The following is a 23,516-nucleotide window of genomic DNA, read 5'->3' on the forward strand; positions in this document are numbered from 1 at the left end:
CCCATCGTGTCCATCCTGCTGAAAGGCATCATTGCCTACCCGGTCACGCCGTTCTCCGCCGCCGGCGACGTCGACCTGAAAGCGCTCGATGCGCTGATCGAACGCCTGATCGCCGACGGCGTTCACGCGATCGCGCCGCTGGGCAGTACCGGCGAAAGCGCATACCTGTCCGATGCCGAATGGGAGGCCGTCGCCACCGCGTCGATTCGCGCGGTGCGCCGGCGCGTGCCGACCGTCGTCGGGATTTCCGATCTCACCACGGCGGGCGCGGTGCGCCGCGCCCGCTACGCCGAACAGGCCGGCGCCGATGCGGTGATGGTGCTGCCGGTGTCGTACTGGAAGCTCGGCAACGACGAGATCGTCGCGCACTATCGCGCGATCGGCGACGCGATCGGCATCCCGATCATGCTGTACAACAACCCGGCGACGAGCGGCGTCGACATGTCGCCCGACCTGATCGCGACGATCTGCCGGGCTGTCGACAACGTGACGATGGTCAAGGAAAGCACCGGCGACATCGGCCGGATGCACCGGCTCGCGCAGTTGAGCGACGGGACGATTCCGTTCTACAACGGCAGCAATCCGATGGCGCTCGCCGCGCTGGCCGCGGGCGCGTCCGGATGGTGCACGGCCGCGCCGAACCTGAATGCCGCGTTGCCGCTCGCGTTGTTCGACGCGATGCGCACGGGCGATCTCGCGCGCGCCAGATCGGTTTTTCACGCGCAGTTGCCGTTGCTGCAGTTCATCGTCAACGGCGGGTTGCCGGTGACGGTGAAGGCCGGGCTGAGGCTGCGCGGTTTCGACGCCGGCGAACCGAGGCGGCCGCTGCTGCCGCTCGGCGACGCACGCACGCGCGAACTCGAGCGCCTGCTGGCGGCGCTGCCGGAGGTTGCCGCGGCATGAGCGACGACGCGCGGCCGGCGATCGCGGCCGTCATCGACGCGGTGCGGATCGGCGCGAGCCGGCCGCTCGCCGGCACGCCGCACGCGAGCGCGATCGACAAGCAGCCGGTCGATGCGCGCCGGTGGCTGGGTGCGCTCGGCTTTGCTGGCGACGAGCAGGCCGATGCGCGGCATCACGGCGGCCCCGACAAGGCCGTTCATCACTATGCGCACGATCACTATGCGTGGTGGGCCGGGCAGATCGGCGCGCGCGACGTGCTCGCCCGGCCGGGCGCGTTCGGCGAGAACCTGTCGACGCGCGGCATCACCGAGCGCGACGTGTGTCTCGGCGACGTGTTCACGCTGGGTGGCGCGGTGCTCCAGGTGTCGCAGTCGCGGCAGCCGTGCTCGAAGCTCAACGCACGTTTCGATCATCCGAGGATGGCGGCGCTCGTGCAGCAAAGCGGCCGGACCGGCTGGTACTACCGCGTGCTGCAGGAAGGCTGGGTGGCGGCGGGCGACGTGCTGGCGCTGCATGCGCGCCGCTACCCGCAATGGCCGTTGTCGGCGGTGCTCGACGTGCTGTATCGACGCACGCTCGACATGGCCGCGCTCGACGCGCTGTGCGACGTGCCGCTGCTGCCGCCCGGCTGGCGCAAGATGCTCGACAAGCGCCGCACGGAGCGGCAGGTCGAGGACTGGACGAAGCGGCTCGAAGGATGACGGGCCGCGTCCGATGCTTACTTCGTCGGCAGGTTGCGCACGTCGGCCGTCGGCTCGTTACCGAATGCGTCGCTCAGCACATAGCCGATCAGCTGTCGGGCGGTGGCCTCGGGCGTGGCGAGCGCGCCGCTCGCCTTCAACTCGTCGAATTTCTCGCGCATCGGGAAATTGTTTTGGTCGGTCGCGCGGATCGTGGCCTGCATGCCCGTATCGACGACACCCGGCGCGACGCTGCAGATCCGCAGTGCGCCGTTCGCGTCGAGCGCGACGGCGCGCGCATGGTGATCGAGCGCGGCCTTGGTCGCGCAGTAGATGCTCCAGCCCGCATACGCGTTGCGCGCCGCGCCGCTCGACAGGTGCGCGATCCGGCATTCGGTCGCGGCCGACGCGGCTTGCACGAGCGCGGCCGACAGCATCAGCGGCGCGGCGACGTTCAGGCCGACCGCGCGGGCGACGATCGTCGGGTCCTGCACGGCGAGCGGGCCGATCGGATCGACGATGCCCGCGTTGTTGAACAGCAGCACGAGCGACGCGCCGTCCACGAAGCGGCACAGCGTGTCGCCGGCCAGCCAGGCCGCGACGGCCGTGGAATCCGACAGGTCGAGTTCGACTTCGGCGAAGCGCTCGCCGGCCTGCGACGCGAGCGACGGATGGCGGCTGCGCGACACGCCGAGCACGGCGATGCCTTCCTGCAGCAGTTGTTCGGCGAGCGCCGCGCCGACGCCGCGCGTGTGTCCGGTGACGATGGCGCGCACGGGTGCGGGAGAAGATGCAGTCATGGTGGTGAACCGGTGAGGGGTGAACGGTAGTGGCGAGCGGCGCGCACGCACGGCGGCAGTGAATTCGGGGCGAGTGATGCGTGGTATCGACGAGCGAAGACGGTCGCGCGCGGCGCGCTCGATATCGTGATGAGCGCCTATCGTAGCGCCGGCATGGGCATCGCGCAAACGCGGGGGTGTGCGCGAAGGCCGAATCTGCGGCGCTGCGGCCCACGCATCGTCGCATTGCACCGCGCGCGATCGGCCGCGCCGCTACGTCGGACGAAAGCATGCCGCGGCACGTGCGCGCGCTGGTGCGATGAGCGGCGCCGGGCCGCTCGCCGCGAGCTATCATATGGCTCGCCCGTGCGCGATGCCGCGCGGGCCGCGATCGTTTCCCTTCACCTGCTGCACGCCGCGACGCTACTCATGAACACCACGCCGGATACGCCCACGCCCCGCGCCCTTCGCGAACTCACGCCCCTCGAGGCCCGCATTCTCGGCGTGCTCGTCGAGAAACAGCACACGGTGCCGGATACCTACCCGCTGTCGCTGAACGCGCTGACCGCGGGCTGCAACCAGAAAACCGCGCGCGCGCCGGTGATGAACGTCAGTGAGGACGAAGTCACGACCGCGCTCGACGGGCTGAAGCACCTGAGCCTCGTGATGGAAGGCAGCAGCAGCCGCGTGCCGCGTTTCGAGCACAACATGAACCGCGTGCTCGGCATCCCGAGCCAGGCGATCGCGCTGCTGACGATCCTGTTGCTGCGCGGCCCGCAGACGGCCGCCGAGCTGCGCCTGAACAGCGCGCGCCTGCACGGCTTCGCGGATATCTCGTCGGTCGAGGCGTTCCTCGACGAACTCGCGGCGCGCACGCAGCCGCTCGTCGTCCGGCTGCCGCGTGCACCGGGTGCGCGCGAGAACCGCTGGATGCACCTGATGTGCGGCGAAGTGAACATGGCCGACTTCGCGAGCGCGGATGCCGGCGGTGGCGCGGATTCGGTGCCGCCTTCCGAATTCGAGGCACTGAAGGCCGAGCAGAAGCGCCTCGCGGACGAAGTGGCGCGACTCAATGCGCTGGTTCAGCGGATGGCGAGCGAACTCGGTATCGACGTCGACGCGCCGGGCGACGCGGGCTGACAGACGCCCAAGGCACCTGAAACGGAGTGACACCGGCGCACACGCGCTCGCGCGCGCGCCGGGTGACGAACGCGCTCCGCAACCCTGCCCGAAGCCGCATTACCAGCGGCACCCCGCCTTCGCGGACGCATCGACCTCCTGCGCCCACGCGAAATCCGTTTGCTTGCCGGTGCGTGCGTTGCGGTACGTCATCGAATAGACGATCGCGCCCTGGCTCGTCATCTCGTACTCGCCGTTGATCTTGCCGTCGACCATTTCCCACCACGTGGTCGTGAACTGGTACGGTCGGCCCTCCGCCAGTTCTTCGTGATCCTCGTGCTTGAACAGCAGCGGGATCGCCGTCTTCGACTTCGCATACCGGACGACACCGCCTTGCCACTTGGCCACGTCGTCGTAGTACGTGCGCAATTCGAAGCGCACGGGTTTGTCTCCGCTCGTCTGAAAACACAGCACTTCGGTACTGACTTCCGCCGACGCGGGCAATGCGATGCACACCAGCAACGCCGCGAATGTTTTTTTCATGTTCGTCTGTCCGTCATGGAAAAGCGCTTCAACCGACACTGATTCGCGTGGCGCCCGCATCGACGAGCCGGAACAGCAGGTCCTCGACCGCCGCGCCCGGCGCCGAGCCGAGATCCGCGTTGACGCGCCATCCTTGCTCGGTGTTCGCCGGTTCCGACAGATAGTGAACGATGCCGTGCAGGCCGTCTTCGGCCGGCATGCTTTCGTCGTCGGCGTCGAACCACGCGAAGAACCAGGTCTTGAACACCTCGGTGGCCGCGGCTTCGTCGAGACCGTCGGCTTCGATCGTCGCCCAGTCCCACACGAACGGATGGATCGATACGGCTACCGTTTCGAGCTCGAACGCGAACGGCTCGAAATCGAGTTGTGTGGTCGAATCGACCATCGCCGGCTGGCCAGCCGATTCGCCTTCGCCGTGAATGGTGTCGGCCCGGCATGGCAGCGCGAGCGGGCCTTCGGTGGCGAGCGTGCCGTCGGCTTTCCGGTAGGCCGGCTCGACGACGGCGGCCGGTTGCGTGGCCGCTTGCGCGAGCAGGTCGGCGTAGGGTTGGCGGATGGCGCTGAGGAGGTCGGATACGGTCATCGTGGCGTGTCGGGCAAGGGGTGAACGATCGGTCGCAGGCAGGCGGCGCATGGTGCCGCCGGTGTCGAGCGAGGGGCCGCATCGGCAGCGGACAGCCACGATCGTACGGCACCGCGGTGACATGCGACCACTCGGCCGAATGGCCGGCGGACTGCGATCGCCGTCACGTCGCGACCCGTCGTGTCGATTTCGGTCGACTTCCCCGCAACCCGCTATCGTTCCGCACGGGTGCCATAATCGAGCCTGCCCATCATTCCAGACAGATGTCCCCCGGAGAATCACCATGCAGAACCTCGACAATCCTTCCCACGATCGCGAGGTAGGCAGCGCCGACGCGACGCAGGACACCACCCGCATCGACGACGTCCGCATCGGCGCGGTGCGTCCGCTGATTTCGCCCGCGCTGCTGCTCGACGAGCTGCCGGTGCCGGCCGCGACGCAGACGCTCGTCGAGGATACGCGCCGCGCGATCGGCGACATCCTGCACGGCCGCGACGACCGGCTGCTGCTCGTCGTCGGCCCGTGCTCGATCCACGATCACGACCAGGCGCTCGATTATGCGCGCCGCCTGAAGGCCGCCGCCGACGCGCTGAAGGACGACCTGCTGATCACGATGCGCGTGTACTTCGAGAAGCCGCGCACGACGGTCGGCTGGAAGGGGTACATCAACGATCCGCGCCTCGACGGCAGCTTCCGCATCAACGAAGGGCTGCGCGCCGCGCGGCAACTGCTGCTCGACATCAACGCGCTGGGCCTGCCGGCGTCGACCGAATTCCTCGACCTGCTGAGCCCGCAGTACATCGCCGACCTGATCGCGTGGGGCGCGATCGGCGCGCGCACGACCGAGAGCCAGAGCCATCGTCAGCTCGCGTCGGGGCTGAGCTGCCCGATCGGCTTCAAGAACGGCACCGACGGCGGCGTGCAGGTCGCGTCGGACGCGATCGTCGCCGCGGCCGCGAGCCATGCGTTCATGGGGATGACGAAGATGGGGATGGCCGCGATCTTCGAGACGCGCGGCAACGACGACGCGCACGTGATCCTGCGCGGCGGCAAGAACGGCCCGAATTACGATGCGGAGCACGTCGAAGCGAGCTGCGCGGTGCTGCGCAAGGCCGGCTTGCGCGAGCAGGTGATGGTCGACTGCTCGCATGCGAACTCGAACAAGTCGCACGAGCGGCAGATCGAGGTCGCGCAGGATCTCGCGCGGCAGTTGGGGCAGGGCGAGCACCGGATCGTCGGCGTGATGGTGGAGAGCCATCTCGAGGCGGGCAGGCAGGACCTGAAGCCGGGCGTGCCGCTGCAATACGGCGTGTCGATCACCGATGCGTGCCTGAGCTGGACGCAGACGGAGCCGGTGCTCGACGTGCTGGCGGAGGCGGTGCGGCATCGCCGGGTGTATGCGCGGAATGCGTGATGCTGCGCGGCGGCGCGGCGCCCGCCGCGTGATTCGATGTGTTCGATACGCCGCGAAGATCGGGCGCTCGTCCGTGAGATTGCGCTAATCGACGGGTCACGGCGCCATTTTCCGCGCCGCGCGCGCCGTCTGTTTGCACGAACCTTGATCCTGATCCGTTCCGCCCCGCTTGCCACGTTGCACGCTCAACGCACGATCCGGCGAATCCCGCTACCATGAAAGACGTGTTGCTCGCTGCAGTCCGGCCACGCACACACGCAGTGGCGGTGCGGCCGGCCGTCACGCGACCGACGAAGCGCGGGGCGGCCGTCCGCGGGGCGGCCATCCGCGGGGCGGCCATCCGCGGGGCGGCCATCCGCGGGCGCTCACCGATCAGCCATTGCGCCCGCGTCGCTTCGTTCCCGGAATCCACAACAACCGAACCGGAGTGCATCACACATGAAGTTCTACAAGACCCTCCTCGCAGCAACCGTCCTCGCGTCGAGCATCAGCGCGCATGCGCAGATCGCGGGCGCGCAGCCGATCAGCGTGACCGTCGAGCAATCGCAGGCGCTGCTCGAAGGCTGGAGCGTGAAGAAAAGCGTGCTCGGCAAGACCGTGTACAACGACGAGAACCAGAAAGTCGGCAAGGTGCGCGACCTGATCGTCGCGCCGGACGGCTCGGTGTCGGCCGCGATCGTGTCGGCAGGCGGCTTCCTCGGCGTGGCCGCGCACGACGTCGCGGTGCCGATCGCGTCGCTCGACGTGCGCAACGGCAACATCTACCTGCCGGGTGCGACCAAGGAAGCGCTGAAGGCCACGCCGGCGTTCCAGTACGCGAAGGTGCCGTCGGCGCCGAAGCCGAAGAAGGTCGACGAAAAGCACTGATTTGCCGTATCGCGCGGCACGCGTCGTACGTCGCGTGCCCGCGTCCTTGCGACGGTCAGGTTGCGTCGAGTCCGCCGTCGACCGTGATCACCTGACCTGTCATCCATGCCGCCTGCGGCGACGCGAGCGACACGATCCAGTTCGCGACGTCCGCGGGCTCGCCGCGCCGGCCAAGCGGAATGCGCGTGCGCTCCTGCGCCTTGATTGCTTCGATGTCGGGTGCCGACAGCTTCATCCGTTCGGACAGGAAGTCCGTTTCCGTCGGGCCCGCCGCGACGGCGTTCACGCGTACGCCCGCCGATGCGAGCTCGAGCGCCCAGCAGCGCGTCAGATGCTCGAGCGCGGCCTTGCTCGCTGCATAGTGCGACAACAGCGCCGCGGCCTTGTGTCCGAACGTGCTCGACACGTTGACAATGCTGCCGCGGGCTGCTTTCAGATGCGGCAGCGCGGCGGTCGCGAGCATCGACGGTCCGAGCGTATTGACGCGGAAGATCGCGCTGATCGCGTCGAAGGTCGCCGACTCGAGCGGCAGGATCGCCCCCGCGCCCGCATTGTTGACCAGCACGTCGAGCCGCCCCGCCAGTGCGACCGCTTCGTCGATCGTGCGCGTGGCGTCGGCCGGATCGCCGGCATCCGCGACCACGTAGTCGATGCCCGGCGCGCTGCGCGCGGCGGCGGAAAGCGCCTCTTCGCGGCGGCCCGTGATGACGACGCGCGCCCCTTCGCGTGCGAACGCGACGGCCGCCGCCCGCCCGATGCCGGCGCCGCCGCCGGTAATGAGGACCACCTTGTTGTCGAATGACTGCATGACTTTCTCGTGAAGATGATGGGTTGAACGTGCGTGCCGTTTAGCGTTCGTGCGCATCGTCCGCCGGCGCCAGCGCCACCACGTGGCTGATTCCCTCATGCGCCATCTTCGTGTAAGGACTGAAACGCTCCGTATTGCGGACGAGCTCTTCCGCCACGACGCGTTCGACGCCCGGCAGCCGCACGCGAATGTTCGCGTTCAGCATGAACAGCCCGTCCATCGGATCGCGGCAGAAGTCGATCGACGCGGACACCGATGCACCGGCGATCGACACCCCCGCCCGTGCAGCCAGCAGGCTCAGCGCGCCGTGAAAACACGCCGCATAGCTCGCGGCGAACAGTTGCTCCGGGTTCGGGCCGTCGCCGGGTCCGCCGAGCGCGGACGGCAGGCGCAGCTCGACATCGAGCCGCCCGTCGTCGGAACGCGCGACGCCCGATGCGCGGCCGTGCTCCGCCGCGCCGCCGGTAACGGTCACCGTCGTCGAGTACAGCGTCTGCGGTTCTCGTCCGCGATACCGGTCGAGCAGCGATAGCGGCGGCGGGCGCAGCGGCGTCATGATGTGCGTGATCCGGCCGAGGCGCTCAGCGCGCGGGCTGGTTCTGCCGGAACCACGCGTCGAAGGTCGTCGCGCCGAGGCGCGCACCGGCTGTCGGCACGAGCGTATCGTCCTGCAGCACGGCGCCGAAGTAGTCGGCGCTGGCGTCGCGCGTCACCGTGCGCGCGTCGTGCGTCGCCGACAGGAAACGCTCGACCAGATCGGCGATCCGCACGCGCTCGGGGCCGCCGATTTCGGCGATGCCGTTGCGCGGCGCGTCGAGCGCGAAGTCGGTCACGGCGGCCGCGACGTCGTCCGATGCGATCGGCTGGAAGTGCGCGGTGGTCAAGCGGACCGTGTCGCCCTGCGCGCCGGCCTGCGCGATCGCGCCGACGAATTCGAAGAACTGCGTCGAGCGCACGATCGTGTACGGCACGCCGGCTTCGCGGATCAGGTTCTCCTGGATGATCTTGCCGCGGAAATACGCGCTCTGCTGCAGCCGGTCGGTGCCAACCACCGACAGCGCGACGTGATGGCGTACGCCGGCCGCGCGCTCCGCGGCGAACAGGTTGCGCCCCGACGCCTCGAAGAACGCCTTCACGGCCGCTTCCTCGAACGACGGCGAATTCGCGAGATCGACGACGACCTCCGCGCCGGCCAGCGCGGCGTCCAGCCCCGCGCCCGTGATCGTATCGACGCCCGTCGACGGCGCGGCCGCCACCGCGTCGTGGCCGCGTGCGATCAGGTTCCTGACGACCTTGCTGCCGATCAGGCCGGTACCACCAATCACGACGATTTTCACGATTGCTCTCCTTGAACGGGCGCGCGACATGCGCGCCGCTTGAATCTGCCGAAACCGGCGCCCATCGCGTTCGCGCGATCGGGCCGGTACGTTGCCGAACGGCGCAGCGCCGTATTCGCGTGCCTGTCGAACAGCCCGCATCGTAGGCATGCGCCGCGCGATCCGGTAGAGGCCGGCAAGCCCTCACCATGTTGCCGGGAATGCATCAATCGACCGTCTCCAGCGGCGCCAGCGTCGTCATCGTGGTCAGGCACTGCAGATCGCGCGCCCGCGTCTGTTCGATCATGTAGTCGATGAACACGCGGATGCGCGTGGGCAGATGCTTGCGGCTCAGGTAGCAGAGATAGTGGCCGCCGTCGTCCGGCGCGTGCTGGCCGAGACAGCTCAGCAGCCGGCCGTCGGCGAGCAGGTCGCACACCTGGTACGCGGGCAGTTGCGCGATGCCGAGCCCGTCGAGCGCCGCGTGCACGACGAGATCGATGTCGTTGAACGTGTGATGCGCGGCGATCTGGCGCTGCTGCGTCGCCCCGTCGATCCTGAATTCCCATTCCGTCACGCGGCCCGATGCGGTGCGCAGGTTGATGCAGCGATGCCGCTCGAGATCGTCGACGTGGCGCGGCAAGCCGTGCCGGTGCGCGTACGACGGCGACGCGCAGACGATCATCTGCATCGGAATCAGCCGGCGCGCGACGATCGCGCTGTCCTCCATGCGGCCGTCGCGAAACGCGACGTCGATGCGGTCGGCGGAGAAATCGACGGGCCTGTCGTTCAACAGCAGTTCGAGCGTGATGTCCGGATACCGCGCATGGAAGTCGCGCAGCAGCGGCGCGATGACCTTGCGGCCGAAGCCCGGCGTCGCGCCGATGCGCAGGTGTCCGCTCGGCGGCCCGCTGCGCAGCTCGCGCATGTCCTCGAGCGCCTGCGCCAGATGCTCGATGCCGGGCCGGCAGTTTTCGTAGAAGAGTTCGCCTTCGCGCGTCAGCGACATGCTGCGGGTCGTGCGCTGGAACAGGCGGGCGTCGAGCCGATCCTCGAGCCGTTGCACGTGGCGGCTGACCGACGAGCGGCCGACGCCGAGGCGATCGGCGGCGCGTGCGAAGCTGCCTTCCGTGACAACGGCCAGGAAGGTGACGACGCCGGCGTAGCAGGTCGAGAAGCTGCGTGCGAAAGGGTCGTCGGCGTCGGGGCGGCGGATGGAGGTGTCGGGCATGGAGGCGCTGGAATCGTGGTGTCCGTATGCGACTAGACGGTTCAGCGCTGCCGCCTGTGACACCGCCCACCGCATTTTTTCAAAAAAGGGCGCGGCGGCGTGCGGGCCGGCTATTTCTCCGGCACGAGCACGGGCGCACCCTTGTCCTTCAACAGCAGCACGATGAACTTCGCGGGCCGCGTCCGGCTCGCGTTGCGTCCGACCGTGTGCAGATCGTTCGGGCCCTCGTAGAAGGTCTGGCCCGGCTTCAGCGTGACGGGCTCGCCGCCCTTCACCTGCATCACGATCGAGCCCTCGACGACATAGACGAAGGCCTCGGCGTGGTGACGGTGGACCGGGTCGACCGCGCCGGGCGGATATTCGACCGAGATCATCAGGGCTTCCTTGCCCGGATACGCGTCGAGCGGCTTCGTCATCAACGGGGTGACGATGGCCGAAGGCGCCGCGTGGACAGCGCCGGTGGTCGAGGCGGCGACGAGCGCGGCCGCGATGGCATGTTTCAGGCGAATCATCGGATGGATTCCAGTGAAGCCGCCGGCCGGCAGCCGGCGGCGAAGAAGGGAGCGGCCCGTAGCCGGGCGCGGGCGTCAGGCGAGATTGGCCTTGTCGAGGCCGTAAGCCTTGTCGGCCGAGCCCGGAGCGGTGCGGAACGCCACGTTCGCGCGGTTCCAGCCGTTGATCGCCATCACTTCGAACGTCAGGTCCGACAATTCCTTCTCGGAGAACTGGCCGCGCACGCGATCGTAGACGTCGTCGGGCACGCCGTGCTCGGGGAGTTTCGTCAGTACTTCGGTCCAGGCCAGCGCAGCCCGCTCGCGCGGCGAGAACAGCGTCGATTCGCGCCACGTCGCGAGATGGTGAAGGCGCAACTCGCGCTCGCCGTGCAGGCGAGCCTCCTTCACGTGCATGTCGAGGCAGAATGCGCAGCCGTTGAGTTGCGACGCGCGTGCGGACACGAGGTCACGGATCGATTCCTCGATCGCGCTGCCGCGCAGCAGGTTGCTGAGTTCGAGGAATTGCCGGAACAGTTCCGGCGATTGATGCATGTAGTTGAGACGCTGCGTCATGATTTCTCCTGGCGACGAAGAGGCTGGCCCGCGTTGGGCGGGCGTCGGGGGCGGCAGGGCGCCGCGCGAAATCATCTTAGGAGTGTGGGCCGGCGCGCGGTAGCCACGCACAGGGACGCATCGTGTTGCGCGGGCTGCACCAATGCCGCATCGAGCGGTGCACGACGCGCGCTTCGGGGTTCAACCCATCGCTAGGGCGTGAACACGCCCTAGCCAGCACTGCACGCGGCTGCGATGCGCGCGAGCTTGTCGGGGTTGCGCTGCACGAGAATCCGGACGATGCGCGTGCCGTCCGTCTCGAACGCCATCGCGGATTCGAGCTGGCCGGCGATGATGCGCAGCATCGCCCATTCGCCGTTCAGCACGACCGGACGCATTTCGACGCCGCTGCCGCAGCGCAACCACGTCGCGTAGAACAGTTGTGCGATGCGGCGACCGCCGACCATCGGTTTCGGGAAACTCTGGACCTTGCCGCCGCCGTCGCCGATCAGCATCGCATCTTCGGCGAGGAGCGCCTGGATCGACGGAAAATCGCCCTGCGCGAGGGCATGCGAAAAGGTCTGCAGCAATTGCCGGTGCGTTTCGCGCGGCACGATGTGGCGCGGCCTGTCGTCGTCGCGCAACTGGGCCTTCGCCCGGCTGACGAGCTGCCGGCACGCGGCTTCGGATTTGCCGATCGCGTCGGCAATCTCGTCGTAGTCGGCATCGAACACTTCGCGCAGCAGAAAGGCTGCGCGCGCTTCCGGCGTCAACCGCTCGAGCAGCAGCAAATAGGCGACCGACACGTCGTTCGCGCGCTCCGTCATTTCCTCGGGCGTCGCAGGCGATTCGCCGAGTTCGGGCTCGGGCAGCCAGATACCCGTGTAGTGCTCGCGCCGGATCTTCGCCGCGCGCAGCCGGTCGATCGACGTCCGGGTCGTGACCGCGACGAGCCATGCCTCGGCATTCTCGATACCGTCGCGCGCCGCGTCGTGCCAGCGCAGCCACACGTCCTGCACGATGTCTTCGGCGTCCGCGATGGAGCCGAGCATCCGGTACGCGATCTTTTGCAGGCGCGGACGCAGCGTGTGGAAGATCTGTGCGTCGTCGCTCATGACAGCCACACCCCGCTGAACCCGAATGCAACCGGCCCGCTCAGGAACACATTGCCGGTGCCATCCCAATGCACCGTCACGTTGCCGCCGTCGCATTCGACGTTCACGGTCTCGTCGAGCAGGCCGCGCCGGATGCCGTTGACCACCGCGCCGCACGAACACGAGCCGGAGCCGAGCGGCACGCCGCCGCCGCGCTCCCAGATGCGCAGGCGAATGTGCGTGCGATCGATGACCTGAACGAAATGCACGTTGGTTTTCCGCGGAAACAGCGGATGCGTTTCGATCGCCGGGCCGAGCGTTTCGAGGTCGAGTGCAGCGACATCGTCGACGAAGAACGTGCAGTGCGGATTGCCCATGCTGCAGGCGGCCGGTGTGCCGGGCAGCGGCAGCGCGAGCGTGTCGGCGGCTTCGGCAAAGGGTATGTCCTGCCAGCCGAACCGCGGAGCGCCCATCTCGACCTTGATCAGTCCGTGCGCATCCTGCGAACAGTGCAAGCGGCCGCGATTCGTGCGCAGCACGACCGACGCCGCGCCGGTTTCCCGCATCAGCTTCCATGCGGCGCCGCGCGTCGCGCTGCCGCAGGTATCGAGCGTCGAGCCGTCGGGATTCCGGAAGGCGACGTACGCGGTGGCGTCGTCGCAGTCCGAGATCAATGCGAGCTGATTGAAGCCGATGCCGCGATGCCGGTCGCCCATGCGCCGCACGAGATCGCGATCGACGCGGTGCGCTTGCTCGTGTCCCTGATCGCGCAGGTCGACGATGACGAAGTCATCGCCATTCGCGTTCATCTTCTGAAATGCGATCGGCATGGCGGTTCCGGAGTGGGGGTAGGCGAACACTGTACGTGGCTCGGCGGTCGCGGGCAATTGTTGCCCGACGAGGCGCATGCGACAGGGGTCTACGTAATTCTACGTAGCCCCGCATACGTAGTTATCCGCTTGTAAGCCTCCCCCATCGCGCGGAATACTACGGCCCATCGCCGCGGCCTCTGCGAGGCTGCGGCACGACGCATCGACGTCACGCGGGTTCGGCGCCTCGCCGCATCCACTCAAAAACACATTGGAGACCAGGAGACGCCATGAATCGGGCTTCCAGTACCCTGCTATGGATCGCGGTCGCGCTGCTCGGCGCGTTCGCATTCGGCACGATCGCACTCGCGCACGGCGAACGCGTCAGTGCCCTCTGGATCGTGATCGCCGCAGTCTGCGTGTATCTGATCGCGTATCGCTTCTACAGCCGTTTCATCGCCAGCAAGGTCATGCAGCTCGACGGGCTGCGGATGACGCCGGCGGTCAAGTACAACGACGGCCTCGACTACGTGCCGACCAACAAGTACGTGCTGTTCGGCCATCACTTCGCCGCGATCGCCGGCGCCGGGCCGCTGGTCGGCCCCGTGCTCGCCGCGCAGATGGGCTATACGCCCGGCATGCTGTGGATCCTGGCCGGCGTCGTGTTCGCCGGCGCGGTGCAGGACTTCATCGTGCTGTTCATTTCGACGCGCCGCGACGGCCGCTCGCTGGGCGACCTCGTCAAGATGGAGCTCGGCACGGTGCCCGGCGTGATCGCACTGTTCGGCGCGTTCCTGATCATGGTGATCATCCTCGCGGTGCTCGCGCTGATCGTCGTGAAGGCGCTGACCAATTCGCCGTGGGGCACGTTCACCGTCGCCGCGACGATTCCGATCGCGCTGTTCATGGGCGTCTATACGCGCTACATCCGCCCGGGCCGCATCGGCGAAGTGTCGATCATCGGCTTCATCGGGCTGATGGCCGCGATCGCGTTCGGTCAGAACGTGGCCGCCTCGCCGGCGATCGCCGCGTGGTTCACGTTCAGCGGCACGCAGCTCACGTGGATCCTGATCGGCTATGGCTTCGTCGCGTCGGTGCTGCCGGTGTGGCTCTTGCTCGCGCCGCGCGACTACCTGTCGACGTTCCTGAAGATCGGCACGATCCTCGGCCTCGCGATCGGCATCCTGGTCGTCGCACCGGAACTGAAGATGCCCGCGCTGACGAAGTTCGTCGACGGCACGGGCCCGGTGTGGGCGGGCAACCTGTTCCCGTTCCTGTTCATCACGATCGCGTGCGGCGCGGTGTCGGGCTTCCACGCGCTGATCTCGTCGGGCACGACGCCGAAGCTGATCGACAACGAAACCAACGCGCGCTTCATCGGTTACGGCGCGATGCTGATGGAATCGTTCGTCGCGATCATGGCGCTGGTCGCCGCGTGCGTGATCGAACCGGGCATCTACTTCGCGATGAACGCGCCGGCCGCCGTGCTCGGCTCGACGCCGGAAGCGGTCGCGAACACCGTCACGCAATGGGGCTTCGTGCTGACGCCCGACATGCTCACGCAAACCGCGAAGGCCGTCGGCGAAACCACGATCATCGCGCGTGCGGGCGGCGCGCCGACGCTGGCCGTCGGCATGGCGCACATTCTGCACCAGGTGATCGGCGGCGAAGCGATGATGGCGTTCTGGTATCACTTCGCGATCCTGTTCGAGGCGCTGTTCATCCTGACGGCCGTCGACGCCGGCACGCGTGCGGGCCGCTTCATGCTGCAGGATCTGCTCGGCACGTTCCACCCGGCGCTCAAGCGCACCGAGTCGCTGCCCGCCAACCTCGTCGCCACCGCGCTGTGCGTGGCCGCGTGGGGCTACTTCCTGTACCAGGGCGTGGTCGATCCGCTCGGCGGCATCAACACGCTGTGGCCGCTGTTCGGCATCTCGAACCAGATGCTCGCCGCGATCGCGCTGGTGCTCGGCACCGTCGTGCTGTTCAAGATGAAGCGCGAGCGCTACGCCTGGGTGACGATCGTGCCGACCGCGTGGCTGCTGATCTGCACGCTGACGGCCGGCTGGCAGAAGATTTTCGACGCGAACCCGAAGGTCAGCTTCCTCGCGCACGCCGCGAAGCTGCAGGCCGCGGTGGACGAGGGCAAGGTGCTCGCGCCGGCGAAGTCGATCGCGCAGATGAAACGGATCATCTTCAACGACTACATCGATGCGGCGCTGGCCGGGCTGTTCATCTTCGTCGTCGTGGCGATCGCGGTGTACGGCCTGCTCGCCGTGCTGCGCGCGCGCCGCGAGTCGAAGCCGACCGTGCGCGAGACGCCGTACGAAGCGATGCCGGCCGCGCAGGCGCTCGGCAGCGGACGTTAAGGGGGGCCGCGATGTTCAGCGATCTTGGCGGCGACCTGCGCAGCGCGGGGCGTTACCTTGGGCAGGCGTTGCGGCTGATGGTCGGCCTGCCCGACTACGATACCTACGTCGCGCACATGCGCGACACCCATCCGGACCGCGAGCCGATGACGTACGAGGAATTCTTCCGTGAGCGTCAGAATGCGCGGTACGGGTCGGGGGCGGGGAAGTGTTGCTGAACCGGGCCGTTGCAATCGCCTGACGAATCGGTTCGGTATCGAAACGGAAGCGCCGCGATGGCTGTCGCGGCGCTTTTTTCTTTGGTGGGCCGACGACGCGCACCGCAGGGCGCTTGCGTGCCGTTTGCCCGCGCGCAGCGCGGCGGCATCCGGCCGCCGGTATCATTAGGGCACTTTCTTTTCCCGATGGACCGCAGGAGAACACGTCGTGCATGTCGGTGAGCGTTTCAACAGCATTTCCCATCTCGTCGGCGCGGTGCTGTCGGTGGCCGGCCTCGTCGCGCTCGTGACGATGGGCGCGCTCGAAGGCGACCCGTACAAGGTGGTGAGCTTCAGCGTGTACGGCGCGATGCTGATCCTGCTCTACGCGATCTCGACGGCCTATCACAGCGTGCGCAACCCGCGCCTGAAGGCGATCCTGCAGAAATGCGACCATGCGGCGATCTATCTGCTGATCGCAGGGAGCTATACGCCGTTTACGCTCGTCACGCTGCGCGGCCCGTGGGGCTGGTCGCTGTTCGGCGTGAGCTGGGGGCTCGCCGTGTTCGGCATCGTGCAGGAGCTGACGCTCGGGCGCCGCACGCGCCTGCTGTCGATGATCCTGTACGTGCTGATGGGCTGGCTCGCGCTCGTCGCCGTGCGGCCGCTGATCCACGCGCTGCCGCCGGTCGGCACCGCATGGCTCGTGGCCGGCGGCGTGATCTACAGCGCGGGGATCTACTTCTTCATCAACGACGAACGCATCCGCCACGGACACGGTATCTGGCACCTGTTCGTGCTGGCCGGCAGCCTGTGCCAGTTCGTCAGTGTCGCGATGTATGTCGCGTGAGGGGCATGGCGCGTTGAGCGCGTGATGCTCCGCGCGTCGCGAGTCGGCCGCAGCATGCGCTACCGGCGCGGCGCGTCCCGCAGCGCGCCGAAGCCCACCCATCCCCAGTACACGCGATGATGCGCGATCAACCCGTCGCGCAGATCCATCACCTCGACGAGATCGACCTGATCGCCGTCCGGCGTGGCGCGCGGGTATTCCCAGACGAGCTGGCGGCCGTTCGAGAAGAACAGCCCGGTCCGGTACCAGCGTCCGAGCGGGTTGTCCGGATTGCGCAGGCCGGCCGCGAAGAACGCGCCGATCGCGGCCTTGCCGTGCAGCACGCCCGAGCCGTGTTCGGGCAGCGTGGCGACGACGAGCGGCGTTTCGAGCACCGCGTCGTCGGCATACAGCGACATCAGCGCGTCGAGGTCGCGGGCGACGACGGCCGCGTGCCAGTCGTCATGGATGCGCCGGGCATCGGCATCGGTGTCTGCGGGTGTCATGGCGGGTTTCCGGAAGTCGATCACGGAAACCACTGTAGGGGTGCGCCGCCGCGAGACGTTTCACGTCGACCCGAAACGTGGATGCCGGGCCGCGCCGCGGGCGCTCTGCGGGTGGCGCCTAGCCGGCCAGCGCGTCGAGATTCAGCGCATGCGACTTGCCGATCCACACCGCGCAATCGCGGTGGTCGCGCAGTTCGTCGTGCGTATTCGGATGCAGGAAGATGTCGAGCGCGCCGCGGTTCAGCACGAGCCACGGCACGATGTCGTCGAATCGCGCGGCATCGAACGCGATCTGGTACGACCACGCCGGATGCGGGCCGACGAGGCGTTCGTGAAAGCGGCCGAGTTCGATGACCGCGCCGAACCGCGCGTCGACGACCTGGCGAAATGCCCAAGCCGCGTCGCGGCTTGCCGCATCGAAATAGACGTGCGCGTGCCAGCTGTCGATGGCGGTAGTGTCGAGAGCAGCCATGGGAAGACTCGATTAAAAATGAAAATGCCTGGGATGCCGTGCGAAACGGTCGATGCGTGATTATCGCGCGTCCTTGCGGATTGCGTCGCGTCTCAATCCGGCAGGCCGATGCGAGTGATTTGTCCTGCATCAGAAGAATCGGCTGATCCGACTCGATCGCTTCGATGGTATCCGTGTGCGCGATAACACGCCAAGCCTTGTGCGCAGGCGCGCCGGCCGGATTTCCGTCGGCAACACGTCATTTCGGAAATTGAAAGAGCGCGGTGAGCGTCCCACCGGATCGCCGGTAAAAGTCCGATCAGATCGTTGAATGAAATAAAGAAATTCCATTTCGAACGGATACGCGAATGACGCAGTTCGCACGCTGAATGCGCGGCTGAAAATAACAATTGCGGATTCGGCTATTCAAGCGGGATGCGGCCCGACATACGATGATTTCAACGCATCGATGCTGGATCGATGCGGGGACAACCATCCGGAGGCCATTATGCGATCCCTCGTTCCCGTTGCCGTTCTTTCCTGCGCACTCGCTGCGCTGCCGGCCGTCAGCTTCGCGCAGACGATCGGCGTCGCCGACACTTCGCATGCCGCGCCGTTGACCTGGTCGGCGGCGCGTGCCGAAACCGATGTGCAGCTGATGCAGATGACGCGTGCCGGCTATCGCGCGACGACGGCCGGCAACCAGAACTATCCGCTCGCGATGCAACGTGCGCTCGAGCGCGTGTACAACCCGGTGCCCAACCGGTGGCCCGACGAAAAAGCCGCGATGCGAGCGCGGGCGGCCCGCGACGTGCAGAGCGGCCATCCGGTGAAGGCGTTCTTCGTGAAAACCGCGTACTACCTGAAGGGCGACAACACGTTTTGACGCAGGAGACGAACATGGCATGCGCTGACCGATTGCTCGGCGGGTGGCGTGCGTCGGCGATACGCAGGCCGCCGCACGCGTGCGCGGCACGGCGGCGCGCCGATGTGCACGGCATGCGACGCCGAGCGGACGACCTGCGCGACGCGGGCGGGTGCGCGGTTGCATGCGGCGATGCGCGGTCCGGGGCGACGGCGGACGACGCGAGCGCGAGCGAGGGCGGATCATGAAGGCTGCCCGGAAAGGCCGTCGCCATCCGCCGTTGACGCGCGAATGGCTGCTGCCGCTGCCGCCCGCGCATGCACGCGACATCTCGCTGAAATGCCACATGGCGCTGGTCGCGCTGCGCGGCGAGCACGGTAGCGAAACGCTGCTGATGAGGCTGCGCACGAGCGTGTATCTGGTGTTCCTCGCGCTCGACGATGCGGTCTCTCCCGACGCGACCATCGACCTGTGCGTCGACGCGGAGCGCGTGCTGGACGCGAGCGTGGCGCGCGCCGCGCGAAGCGGTGCATGGACGCTGCACGACGACGAATGCGCGGTGCTCGAACGCGTGCTCGCCGCGAACGACGCATGCGTCGCGACGCTCACGCGGCATCGGCTGGCCGAGCTGTGGCGTCACGTCTGCGCGTTCGCTTCCGCCGAACAGCCGGGGATCGTCGCGCAGGCGGCGGCGAAGATGCGGGCGCCGGCCGTTCTGCATTGAATCGCTGGCCGCGGGCCGCGTTTCATACCCGTCCGATTCCATCGCGCGGCCGCGCGCCGTCTAATGACACGACTGGAACCCGGCGTGGCCGGGCGACGAGGATCCATCCTCGCGTTTGCGGCGATCGTGCGTGTCGACGCGAACGCATTCGTTTCGGTCAGGAGGAGCGATGGCGCTATACAGGAGCGGCGGCTACTTCACGTGCGGAAGTGGCCGCGCATTCAGCGAGAATCTGCCGCCGGGCAGCAAGGTGACAGTGGCGGGCATCTATCGATGCACCGTGTGCGGCGACGAAATCGGCATTGCGAAATGGCAGATGCTGCCGTCCGAGGACGCGCATCCGCACGATCTCGATCCGCCGTCCGACCCGCTGCTCGATCCGGGGCCGACCGCGTGGCAACTGATCGCCGCGGCGGAGTCGCGCAGCTAGGCAACCGACGTTCGCCGCCGCACGCAGGCGCGTGAGCGCAATGCGGCACGCGGCGTCCGCCAAAACAAAAAGCGCCGCGGAGCGAACTCCGTGGCGCTTCTTCGATCCCAGGCCGCTGCGAAGGCTCGACCCTCCGCGCGGCTCACCGCGCTGCTTAAGCGGCCGTTGCCGACTTCGCCGGCTTCTGCAGCTTGCCCTTGCCGGCGCGCTGGATTTCCTCGAGCTTGATCTCGACGTGACGCGAGAACACGTATTCGGCCGGACGCTGCTTCGCGATCGAGATATCCGGTGCGAACGGGCCGTCGGTCTTGATGCCCTTGCGGCTCACGCGCAGCGCCTTCAGCGGGTTCGAGATCGTGTCCATCACGGCCGTGGCCTCGAAGCCGCAGTGGACCATGCAGTCCGCGCACTTCTCGTAGTTGCCGACGCCGTAGTTGTCCCACTCCGTCGTTTCCATCAGTTCCTTGAAGGTCTTCACGTAACCTTCGCCGACCAGGTAGCACGGCTTCTGCCAGCCGAACACCGTACGCGCCGGGTTGCCCCACGGCGTGCACTTGTACGTCTGGTTGCCGGCCAGGAAGTCGAGGAACAGCGACGACTGGCTGAACGACCAGCGCTTGCCGCCTTCGCCGCGCTTCAGGATTTCGCGGAACAGGTTCTTCGTCTTGTCGCGGTTCAGGAAGTGCTGCTGATCCGGCGCGCGCTCGTATGCATAGCCCGGCGACACGGTGATGCCGTCGACGCCGATCGGGCCCAGCGTGTCGAAGAACTTCGCGACGCGTTCCGGCACCGCATCGTTGAACAGCGTGCAGTTGATGTTCACGCGGAAGCCGCGGCGCTTCGCTTCCTTGATCGCCGCGACGGCCTTGTCGTACACGCCTTCCTGCGACACCGAGTGATCGTGCGCTTCCTTGTCGCCGTCGAGGTGGACCGACCAGACGAAATACGGGCTCGGCTGGTAGTCGTCCATCTTCTTTTCCATCAGCAGCGCATTCGTGCACAGGTACACGAACTTCTTGCGCTTCATGATGCCCTTGACGATTTCCGGCATCTCCTTGTGGAGCAGCGGCTCGCCGCCGGCGATCGACACGACGGGTGCGCCGCACTCGTCGACGGCCTGCAGGCATTCCTCGACGGACAGGCGCTGGTTCAGGATCGGATCCGGATAATCGATCTTGCCGCAGCCGTTGCACGCGAGGTTGCAGCGGAACAGCGGCTCGAGCATCAGCGCGAGCGGATAGCGTTTGTTGCCGGACAGGTGCTGGCGCACGATGTAGGCGCCGACACGGACTTGCTGGAGCAGCGGAATAGACAAGGGATGTCCTCCTTAAACTTCGCGGGCGACAGCTTGCGTGAGCTTCGCCGGCAACTTGAATTCGACTTTTTCTTCACGGCCCGCCATCGTCGCGACATCGACGGGCCCCAGCGCGCGCAGCGCGCCGATTACATCCTCGACCATTTCCTCGGGCGCCGACGCGCCGGCGGTCAGGCCGACCGTCTGCACGCCCGCGAACCATTCGGCCTTCACTTCCGAGCCGTCGGCGACGAGATAGCTCGGTACACCGCTTTCGGTGCCGATCTCGCGCAGGCGGTTCGAGTTCGAGCTGTTCGTCGCACCGACGACGAGCAGCACGTCAACCTGTTCGCTCAGCTCGCGCACGGCGGCCTGGCGATTCTGCGTCGCATAGCAGATGTCGCGCGTGTCCGGGCCGACGAGGTCGGTGAACCGGCGCTGCAGCGCTTCGATGATGCCGCGCGTGTCGTCGACCGACAGCGTGGTCTGCGTGATGTACGCGACCGGCGTATCGACGGGCAGCGTCAGCGTATCGACTTCGGCTTCGCTCTGCACGAGGATCACCTCGGCCGGAATCTGGCCGATCGTGCCTTCGACTTCCGGGTGGCCCGCGTGGCCGATCAGGATCAGCCGGCGGCCCGCCGCGACGTACTGGCGGCCCTGTACGTGCACTTTCGTGACGAGCGGGCAGGTCGCGTCGAGCACGTCGAGCCCGCGCGTTTGCGCGTCGCGCTCGACCGTCTGGGCGACACCGTGCGCGCTGAAGATCGCGACAGCGCCGTGCGGCACCTCGTCGAGTTCCTCAACGAATCGTGCCCCTTTATTACGCAGATTTTCGACGACATGCCGGTTGTGCACGATCTCATGACGCACATAGACCGGCGCACCGTGCTGTTGCAGCGCGCGATCGACGATCTCGATCGCACGGACAACCCCCGCACAGAAGCCGCGGGGCTGGGCAAGGATGACTCGCATAAGTGAGCGAACTCCGACGACAGACGCCGGGGTTCGAGGCGCTTGGCACGCGCTTGCTCGCCCCGGCTTGATGTTATGAAGGCAGGAACGAACCGGCCGGCCAGGCCCCGGAACCCCGAATTAATCGCGCATTTTAACCCTATCGGGCCGTCCGTGCTTCGGTGCCGTGTCGACACCGTTGCAATTGCGGGAGAGCCGCGTCGGCGCTGGCGCGCGCGGAACCCGGTAAACTGCGCGGTTTCGCGGGCGGCCGCTCCGGCTGCCCGCCATCGCGCTCATTTCAAGGCCATTCGATGACCGTCGATTCTCACGCGTATTGCCCGTCCGCCCGTGCGGCGTCGGGCGTTTTGTTCCGGACCCTTATTTCTACCGAACGAGCCGGCGGGCGGCAGGAGGCAGGCCGATGATGCTCGCGATCGCTTTCCTGGTGTCCGGCCTGTCGCTGGTGATCTGGATCGTGCTGCTCGTCGCGCGCGGCGGCTTCTGGCGCGCGCAGCCCGCACGGCCGCTGCCGCCCGACGCGCGCGGCGCGGCGGCCGAGGCCGGCTGGCCGGCCGTCGTGGCGGTCGTGCCGGCGCGCAACGAAGCCGACGTGATCGCCCGGGCGGCGACTTCGCTGCTCGAGCAGGACTATCCGGGCGACTTCCACCTGATCATCGTCGACGACCACAGCGACGACGGCACCGCCGACGCGGCCCGCGCGGCCGCGCTCGCGATCAACCGCGCCGACCGGCTGACGGTGCTGAGCGCGAAGCCGCTGCCGGCCGGCTGGTCGGGCAAGGTGTGGGCGCAGTCGCAGGGAATCGCGGCGGTGCAGACGCTCGGCCTGCCGGCCGACTACCTGCTGCTGACGGATGCCGACATCGGCCATCCGTCCGACGCCGTCGCGCAACTCGTCACGCGCGCGCAGGCCGAGCAGCGCGATCTCGTGTCGCTGATGGTGCGGCTGCGCTGCGACTCGTTCTGGGAAAAGGCGCTGATTCCGGCGTTCGTGTTCTTCTTCGCGAAGCTGTACCCGTTCTCGTGGATCAACAACCCGCGCAACCGGACGGCCGGCGCCGCCGGCGGCTGCATGCTCGTGAAGCGCACGGCGCTCGAGGAAGCGGGCGGCATCGAATCGATTCGCGGCGCGCTGATCGACGACTGCAGCCTCGCCGCGCAGATCAAGCATCGCGGCAGCGGCCGCCATCCGATCCGGCTCGATCTCGCCGACCGCAGCGTGTCGCTGCGCCCGTACGACAGCTGGCGCGACATCTGGAACATGATCGCGCGCACCGCGTTCACGCAGCTGCACTATTCGCCGCTGCTGCTGGCCGGCACGCTGCTCGGGATGACGATCATCTATCTGGTGCCGCCGGTCGTCGCGCTCGCCTACGGTGCGCGCGCGTGGCCGGCATGGCTCGCGTGGGCGTCGATGTGCGCCGCGTATGCGCCGATGCTGCGCTACTACCGGCGCTCGCCGCTGTGGGCGCCTGCCCTGCCGCTCGTCGCGCTGTTCTATGTGGGCGCGACGTTCGCGTCCGCGTGGCGTTACTGGCGCGGCAAGGGCGGCCAGTGGAAGGCGCGCGTGCAGGCGCCGGTGGAGCGTTGACCCACGCCGGCGGAGGCCGGCCGTCCCGATCAACCGGAACGCTGAAAACACACAGCCCGGATCGACGCTAGCCGATCCGGGCTGTTTGCTTTT

Annotated in this window: 27 protein-coding genes; 12 read left to right on the top strand and 15 right to left on the bottom strand. The window is 67.6% G+C overall.

Annotated features, from left to right (window positions below; genetic code table 11):
* Nucleotides 1-6 precede the first annotated feature (6 nt).
* Together JYG37_RS25445 and JYG37_RS25450 are read left to right on the top strand one after the other, a co-directional pair.
* Nucleotides 7-903 carry a dihydrodipicolinate synthase family protein gene (locus JYG37_RS25445; protein WP_050013404.1) on the top strand — a complete coding sequence of 299 codons (897 nt, stop codon included), beginning with the start codon at nt 7-9 and terminating at the stop codon, nt 901-903.
* Nucleotides 900-1,604, top strand: a complete 705-nt coding sequence (locus JYG37_RS25450; RefSeq protein ID WP_050013403.1) for an MOSC domain-containing protein — start codon at nt 900-902, stop codon at nt 1,602-1,604. Before JYG37_RS25445 ends, JYG37_RS25450 begins: the two co-directional genes overlap by 4 nt.
* Before the next feature lie 17 nt (nt 1,605-1,621).
* Here JYG37_RS25450 and JYG37_RS25455 read toward each other — a convergent pair whose 3' ends face one another.
* The gene (locus JYG37_RS25455; protein WP_124556552.1) at nt 1,622-2,383 is read right to left on the bottom strand and encodes an SDR family oxidoreductase; all 762 of its coding nucleotides are present in this window, start codon (nt 2,381-2,383) and stop codon (nt 1,622-1,624) included.
* Between the two features lie 408 nt (nt 2,384-2,791).
* Here JYG37_RS25455 and JYG37_RS25460 point away from each other — a divergent pair, with 408 nt between their 5' ends.
* On the top strand, nt 2,792-3,502 hold the full coding sequence (locus tag JYG37_RS25460) for a YceH family protein (RefSeq protein ID WP_050013493.1): 711 nt from the start codon (nt 2,792-2,794) through the stop codon (nt 3,500-3,502).
* 99 nt (nt 3,503-3,601) lie between these two features.
* On the opposite strand, the gene JYG37_RS25465 is transcribed toward JYG37_RS25460, so the two are convergent.
* Entirely contained in the window at nt 3,602-4,024 is a 423-nt protein-coding gene (locus JYG37_RS25465; RefSeq protein WP_089489899.1) for a hypothetical protein, read from the bottom strand.
* 28 nt (nt 4,025-4,052) lie between these two features.
* Nucleotides 4,053-4,607 carry a hypothetical protein gene (locus tag JYG37_RS25470; RefSeq protein WP_050013400.1) on the bottom strand — a complete coding sequence of 185 codons (555 nt, stop codon included), beginning with the start codon at nt 4,605-4,607 and terminating at the stop codon, nt 4,053-4,055.
* 283 nt (nt 4,608-4,890) lie between these two features.
* Here JYG37_RS25470 and JYG37_RS25475 point away from each other — a divergent pair, with 283 nt between their 5' ends.
* Nucleotides 4,891-6,021 (top strand): 3-deoxy-7-phosphoheptulonate synthase, encoded by a 1,131-nt coding sequence (locus tag JYG37_RS25475; protein ID WP_050013399.1) that lies wholly within the window; start codon nt 4,891-4,893, stop codon nt 6,019-6,021.
* Between the two features lie 438 nt (nt 6,022-6,459).
* Nucleotides 6,460-6,888, top strand: a complete 429-nt coding sequence (locus tag JYG37_RS25480; RefSeq protein WP_050013398.1) for a PRC-barrel domain-containing protein — start codon at nt 6,460-6,462, stop codon at nt 6,886-6,888.
* A gap of 55 nt (nt 6,889-6,943) precedes the next feature.
* Here JYG37_RS25480 and JYG37_RS25485 read toward each other — a convergent pair whose 3' ends face one another.
* From JYG37_RS25485 to dapF, 8 genes are all read right to left on the bottom strand, one after another.
* The gene (locus JYG37_RS25485; RefSeq protein WP_213346152.1) at nt 6,944-7,696 is read right to left on the bottom strand and encodes an SDR family NAD(P)-dependent oxidoreductase; all 753 of its coding nucleotides are present in this window, start codon (nt 7,694-7,696) and stop codon (nt 6,944-6,946) included.
* Nucleotides 7,697-7,736: 40 nt separating this feature from the next.
* Entirely contained in the window at nt 7,737-8,252 is a 516-nt protein-coding gene (locus tag JYG37_RS25490) for an Ohr family peroxiredoxin (RefSeq protein WP_050013396.1), read from the bottom strand.
* 25 nt (nt 8,253-8,277) lie between these two features.
* Nucleotides 8,278-9,033, bottom strand: coding sequence for an SDR family oxidoreductase (locus JYG37_RS25495; protein WP_050013395.1), 756 nt, complete (start codon nt 9,031-9,033; stop codon nt 8,278-8,280).
* A 205-nt stretch (nt 9,034-9,238) separates the two neighbouring features.
* Nucleotides 9,239-10,243: a LysR family transcriptional regulator gene (locus JYG37_RS25500; protein WP_050013394.1), complete on the bottom strand. Its 1,005-nt coding sequence runs from the start codon at nt 10,241-10,243 to the stop codon at nt 9,239-9,241.
* Nucleotides 10,244-10,353: 110 nt separating this feature from the next.
* Nucleotides 10,354-10,755 (bottom strand): cupin domain-containing protein, encoded by a 402-nt coding sequence (locus JYG37_RS25505; protein ID WP_050013393.1) that lies wholly within the window; start codon nt 10,753-10,755, stop codon nt 10,354-10,356.
* Nucleotides 10,756-10,830: 75 nt separating this feature from the next.
* On the bottom strand, nt 10,831-11,310 hold the full coding sequence (locus JYG37_RS25510) for a carboxymuconolactone decarboxylase family protein (protein ID WP_050013392.1): 480 nt from the start codon (nt 11,308-11,310) through the stop codon (nt 10,831-10,833).
* Between the two features lie 209 nt (nt 11,311-11,519).
* Nucleotides 11,520-12,404 (bottom strand): RNA polymerase sigma-70 factor, encoded by an 885-nt coding sequence (locus tag JYG37_RS25515; protein ID WP_089489895.1) that lies wholly within the window; start codon nt 12,402-12,404, stop codon nt 11,520-11,522.
* On the bottom strand, nt 12,401-13,213 hold the full coding sequence (dapF, locus tag JYG37_RS25520) for a diaminopimelate epimerase (protein WP_089489894.1): 813 nt from the start codon (nt 13,211-13,213) through the stop codon (nt 12,401-12,403). Before dapF ends, JYG37_RS25515 begins: the two co-directional genes overlap by 4 nt.
* A 269-nt stretch (nt 13,214-13,482) precedes the next feature.
* On the opposite strand from dapF, the gene JYG37_RS25525 reads away from it, so the two are divergent.
* The 3 genes from JYG37_RS25525 to trhA all read left to right on the top strand — a co-directional run bounded on the left by JYG37_RS25525 (nt 13,483) and on the right by trhA (nt 16,608).
* Entirely contained in the window at nt 13,483-15,561 is a 2,079-nt protein-coding gene (locus JYG37_RS25525) for a carbon starvation CstA family protein (protein WP_050013389.1), read from the top strand.
* Between the two features lie 11 nt (nt 15,562-15,572).
* The gene (locus tag JYG37_RS25530; protein WP_050013388.1) at nt 15,573-15,779 is read left to right on the top strand and encodes a YbdD/YjiX family protein; all 207 of its coding nucleotides are present in this window, start codon (nt 15,573-15,575) and stop codon (nt 15,777-15,779) included.
* A gap of 208 nt (nt 15,780-15,987) precedes the next feature.
* The gene (trhA, locus tag JYG37_RS25535; RefSeq protein ID WP_050013387.1) at nt 15,988-16,608 is read left to right on the top strand and encodes a PAQR family membrane homeostasis protein TrhA; all 621 of its coding nucleotides are present in this window, start codon (nt 15,988-15,990) and stop codon (nt 16,606-16,608) included.
* 59 nt (nt 16,609-16,667) lie between these two features.
* Here the strand turns inward: trhA and JYG37_RS25540 are convergent, their stop codons facing one another.
* Both JYG37_RS25540 and JYG37_RS25545 read right to left on the bottom strand, forming a co-directional pair.
* Nucleotides 16,668-17,093, bottom strand: coding sequence for a nuclear transport factor 2 family protein (locus tag JYG37_RS25540; RefSeq protein ID WP_050013386.1), 426 nt, complete (start codon nt 17,091-17,093; stop codon nt 16,668-16,670).
* A gap of 118 nt (nt 17,094-17,211) precedes the next feature.
* Nucleotides 17,212-17,565, bottom strand: a complete 354-nt coding sequence (locus JYG37_RS25545; RefSeq protein ID WP_089489893.1) for a DOPA 4,5-dioxygenase family protein — start codon at nt 17,563-17,565, stop codon at nt 17,212-17,214.
* A gap of 487 nt (nt 17,566-18,052) precedes the next feature.
* Here JYG37_RS25545 and JYG37_RS25550 point away from each other — a divergent pair, with 487 nt between their 5' ends.
* The 3 genes from JYG37_RS25550 (at nt 18,053) to JYG37_RS25560 (ending at nt 19,563) form a co-directional block, all read left to right on the top strand.
* Nucleotides 18,053-18,430 carry a hypothetical protein gene (locus tag JYG37_RS25550; protein ID WP_124639696.1) on the top strand — a complete coding sequence of 126 codons (378 nt, stop codon included), beginning with the start codon at nt 18,053-18,055 and terminating at the stop codon, nt 18,428-18,430.
* Nucleotides 18,431-18,653: 223 nt separating this feature from the next.
* Nucleotides 18,654-19,133, top strand: a complete 480-nt coding sequence (locus tag JYG37_RS25555; protein ID WP_124653324.1) for a hypothetical protein — start codon at nt 18,654-18,656, stop codon at nt 19,131-19,133.
* 169 nt (nt 19,134-19,302) lie between these two features.
* Nucleotides 19,303-19,563 carry a hypothetical protein gene (locus tag JYG37_RS25560; protein WP_050013382.1) on the top strand — a complete coding sequence of 87 codons (261 nt, stop codon included), beginning with the start codon at nt 19,303-19,305 and terminating at the stop codon, nt 19,561-19,563.
* A 154-nt stretch (nt 19,564-19,717) separates the two neighbouring features.
* Here JYG37_RS25560 and hpnH read toward each other — a convergent pair whose 3' ends face one another.
* Entirely contained in the window at nt 19,718-20,878 is a 1,161-nt protein-coding gene (gene hpnH / locus JYG37_RS25565; protein ID WP_012339213.1) for an adenosyl-hopene transferase HpnH, read from the bottom strand.
* Between the two features lie 12 nt (nt 20,879-20,890).
* A complete protein-coding gene (gene ispH, locus JYG37_RS25570) occupies nt 20,891-21,832 on the bottom strand; it encodes a 4-hydroxy-3-methylbut-2-enyl diphosphate reductase (protein WP_050013381.1) in 942 nt (313 codons plus the stop codon).
* Between the two features lie 403 nt (nt 21,833-22,235).
* Here ispH and JYG37_RS25575 point away from each other — a divergent pair, with 403 nt between their 5' ends.
* A complete protein-coding gene (locus JYG37_RS25575; protein ID WP_089489891.1) occupies nt 22,236-23,423 on the top strand; it encodes a glycosyltransferase in 1,188 nt (395 codons plus the stop codon).
* Nucleotides 23,424-23,516: the final 93 nt, after the last annotated feature.

This window comes from Burkholderia sp. LAS2 (assembly GCF_018417615.1).
GTDB classification, from domain to species: domain Bacteria; phylum Pseudomonadota; class Gammaproteobacteria; order Burkholderiales; family Burkholderiaceae; genus Burkholderia; species Burkholderia sola.

Bases quoted from the DNA above. Each gene is read 5' to 3' on its own strand.
- JYG37_RS25450 (WP_050013403.1), top strand. From the start codon at position 900: ATGAGCGACGACGCGCGGCCGGCGATCGCGGCCGTCATCGACGCGGTG.
- JYG37_RS25455 (WP_124556552.1), bottom strand. From the start codon at position 2,383: ATGACTGCATCTTCTCCCGCACCCGTGCGCGCCATCGTCACCGGACAC.
- JYG37_RS25460 (WP_050013493.1), top strand. From the start codon at position 2,792: ATGAACACCACGCCGGATACGCCCACGCCCCGCGCCCTTCGCGAACTC.
- JYG37_RS25465 (WP_089489899.1), bottom strand. From the start codon at position 4,024: ATGAAAAAAACATTCGCGGCGTTGCTGGTGTGCATCGCATTGCCCGCG.
- JYG37_RS25470 (WP_050013400.1), bottom strand. From the start codon at position 4,607: ATGACCGTATCCGACCTCCTCAGCGCCATCCGCCAACCCTACGCCGAC.
- JYG37_RS25475 (WP_050013399.1), top strand. From the start codon at position 4,891: ATGCAGAACCTCGACAATCCTTCCCACGATCGCGAGGTAGGCAGCGCC.
- JYG37_RS25480 (WP_050013398.1), top strand. From the start codon at position 6,460: ATGAAGTTCTACAAGACCCTCCTCGCAGCAACCGTCCTCGCGTCGAGC.
- JYG37_RS25485 (WP_213346152.1), bottom strand. From the start codon at position 7,696: ATGCAGTCATTCGACAACAAGGTGGTCCTCATTACCGGCGGCGGCGCC.
- JYG37_RS25490 (WP_050013396.1), bottom strand. From the start codon at position 8,252: ATGACGCCGCTGCGCCCGCCGCCGCTATCGCTGCTCGACCGGTATCGC.
- JYG37_RS25500 (WP_050013394.1), bottom strand. From the start codon at position 10,243: ATGCCCGACACCTCCATCCGCCGCCCCGACGCCGACGACCCTTTCGCA.
- JYG37_RS25505 (WP_050013393.1), bottom strand. From the start codon at position 10,755: ATGATTCGCCTGAAACATGCCATCGCGGCCGCGCTCGTCGCCGCCTCG.
- JYG37_RS25510 (WP_050013392.1), bottom strand. From the start codon at position 11,310: ATGACGCAGCGTCTCAACTACATGCATCAATCGCCGGAACTGTTCCGG.
- JYG37_RS25515 (WP_089489895.1), bottom strand. From the start codon at position 12,404: ATGAGCGACGACGCACAGATCTTCCACACGCTGCGTCCGCGCCTGCAA.
- dapF (WP_089489894.1), bottom strand. From the start codon at position 13,213: ATGCCGATCGCATTTCAGAAGATGAACGCGAATGGCGATGACTTCGTC.
- JYG37_RS25525 (WP_050013389.1), top strand. From the start codon at position 13,483: ATGAATCGGGCTTCCAGTACCCTGCTATGGATCGCGGTCGCGCTGCTC.
- JYG37_RS25530 (WP_050013388.1), top strand. From the start codon at position 15,573: ATGTTCAGCGATCTTGGCGGCGACCTGCGCAGCGCGGGGCGTTACCTT.
- JYG37_RS25540 (WP_050013386.1), bottom strand. From the start codon at position 17,093: ATGACACCCGCAGACACCGATGCCGATGCCCGGCGCATCCATGACGAC.
- JYG37_RS25545 (WP_089489893.1), bottom strand. From the start codon at position 17,565: ATGGCTGCTCTCGACACTACCGCCATCGACAGCTGGCACGCGCACGTC.
- JYG37_RS25550 (WP_124639696.1), top strand. From the start codon at position 18,053: ATGCGATCCCTCGTTCCCGTTGCCGTTCTTTCCTGCGCACTCGCTGCG.
- JYG37_RS25555 (WP_124653324.1), top strand. From the start codon at position 18,654: ATGAAGGCTGCCCGGAAAGGCCGTCGCCATCCGCCGTTGACGCGCGAA.
- JYG37_RS25560 (WP_050013382.1), top strand. From the start codon at position 19,303: ATGGCGCTATACAGGAGCGGCGGCTACTTCACGTGCGGAAGTGGCCGC.
- ispH (WP_050013381.1), bottom strand. From the start codon at position 21,832: ATGCGAGTCATCCTTGCCCAGCCCCGCGGCTTCTGTGCGGGGGTTGTC.
- JYG37_RS25575 (WP_089489891.1), top strand. From the start codon at position 22,236: ATGATGCTCGCGATCGCTTTCCTGGTGTCCGGCCTGTCGCTGGTGATC.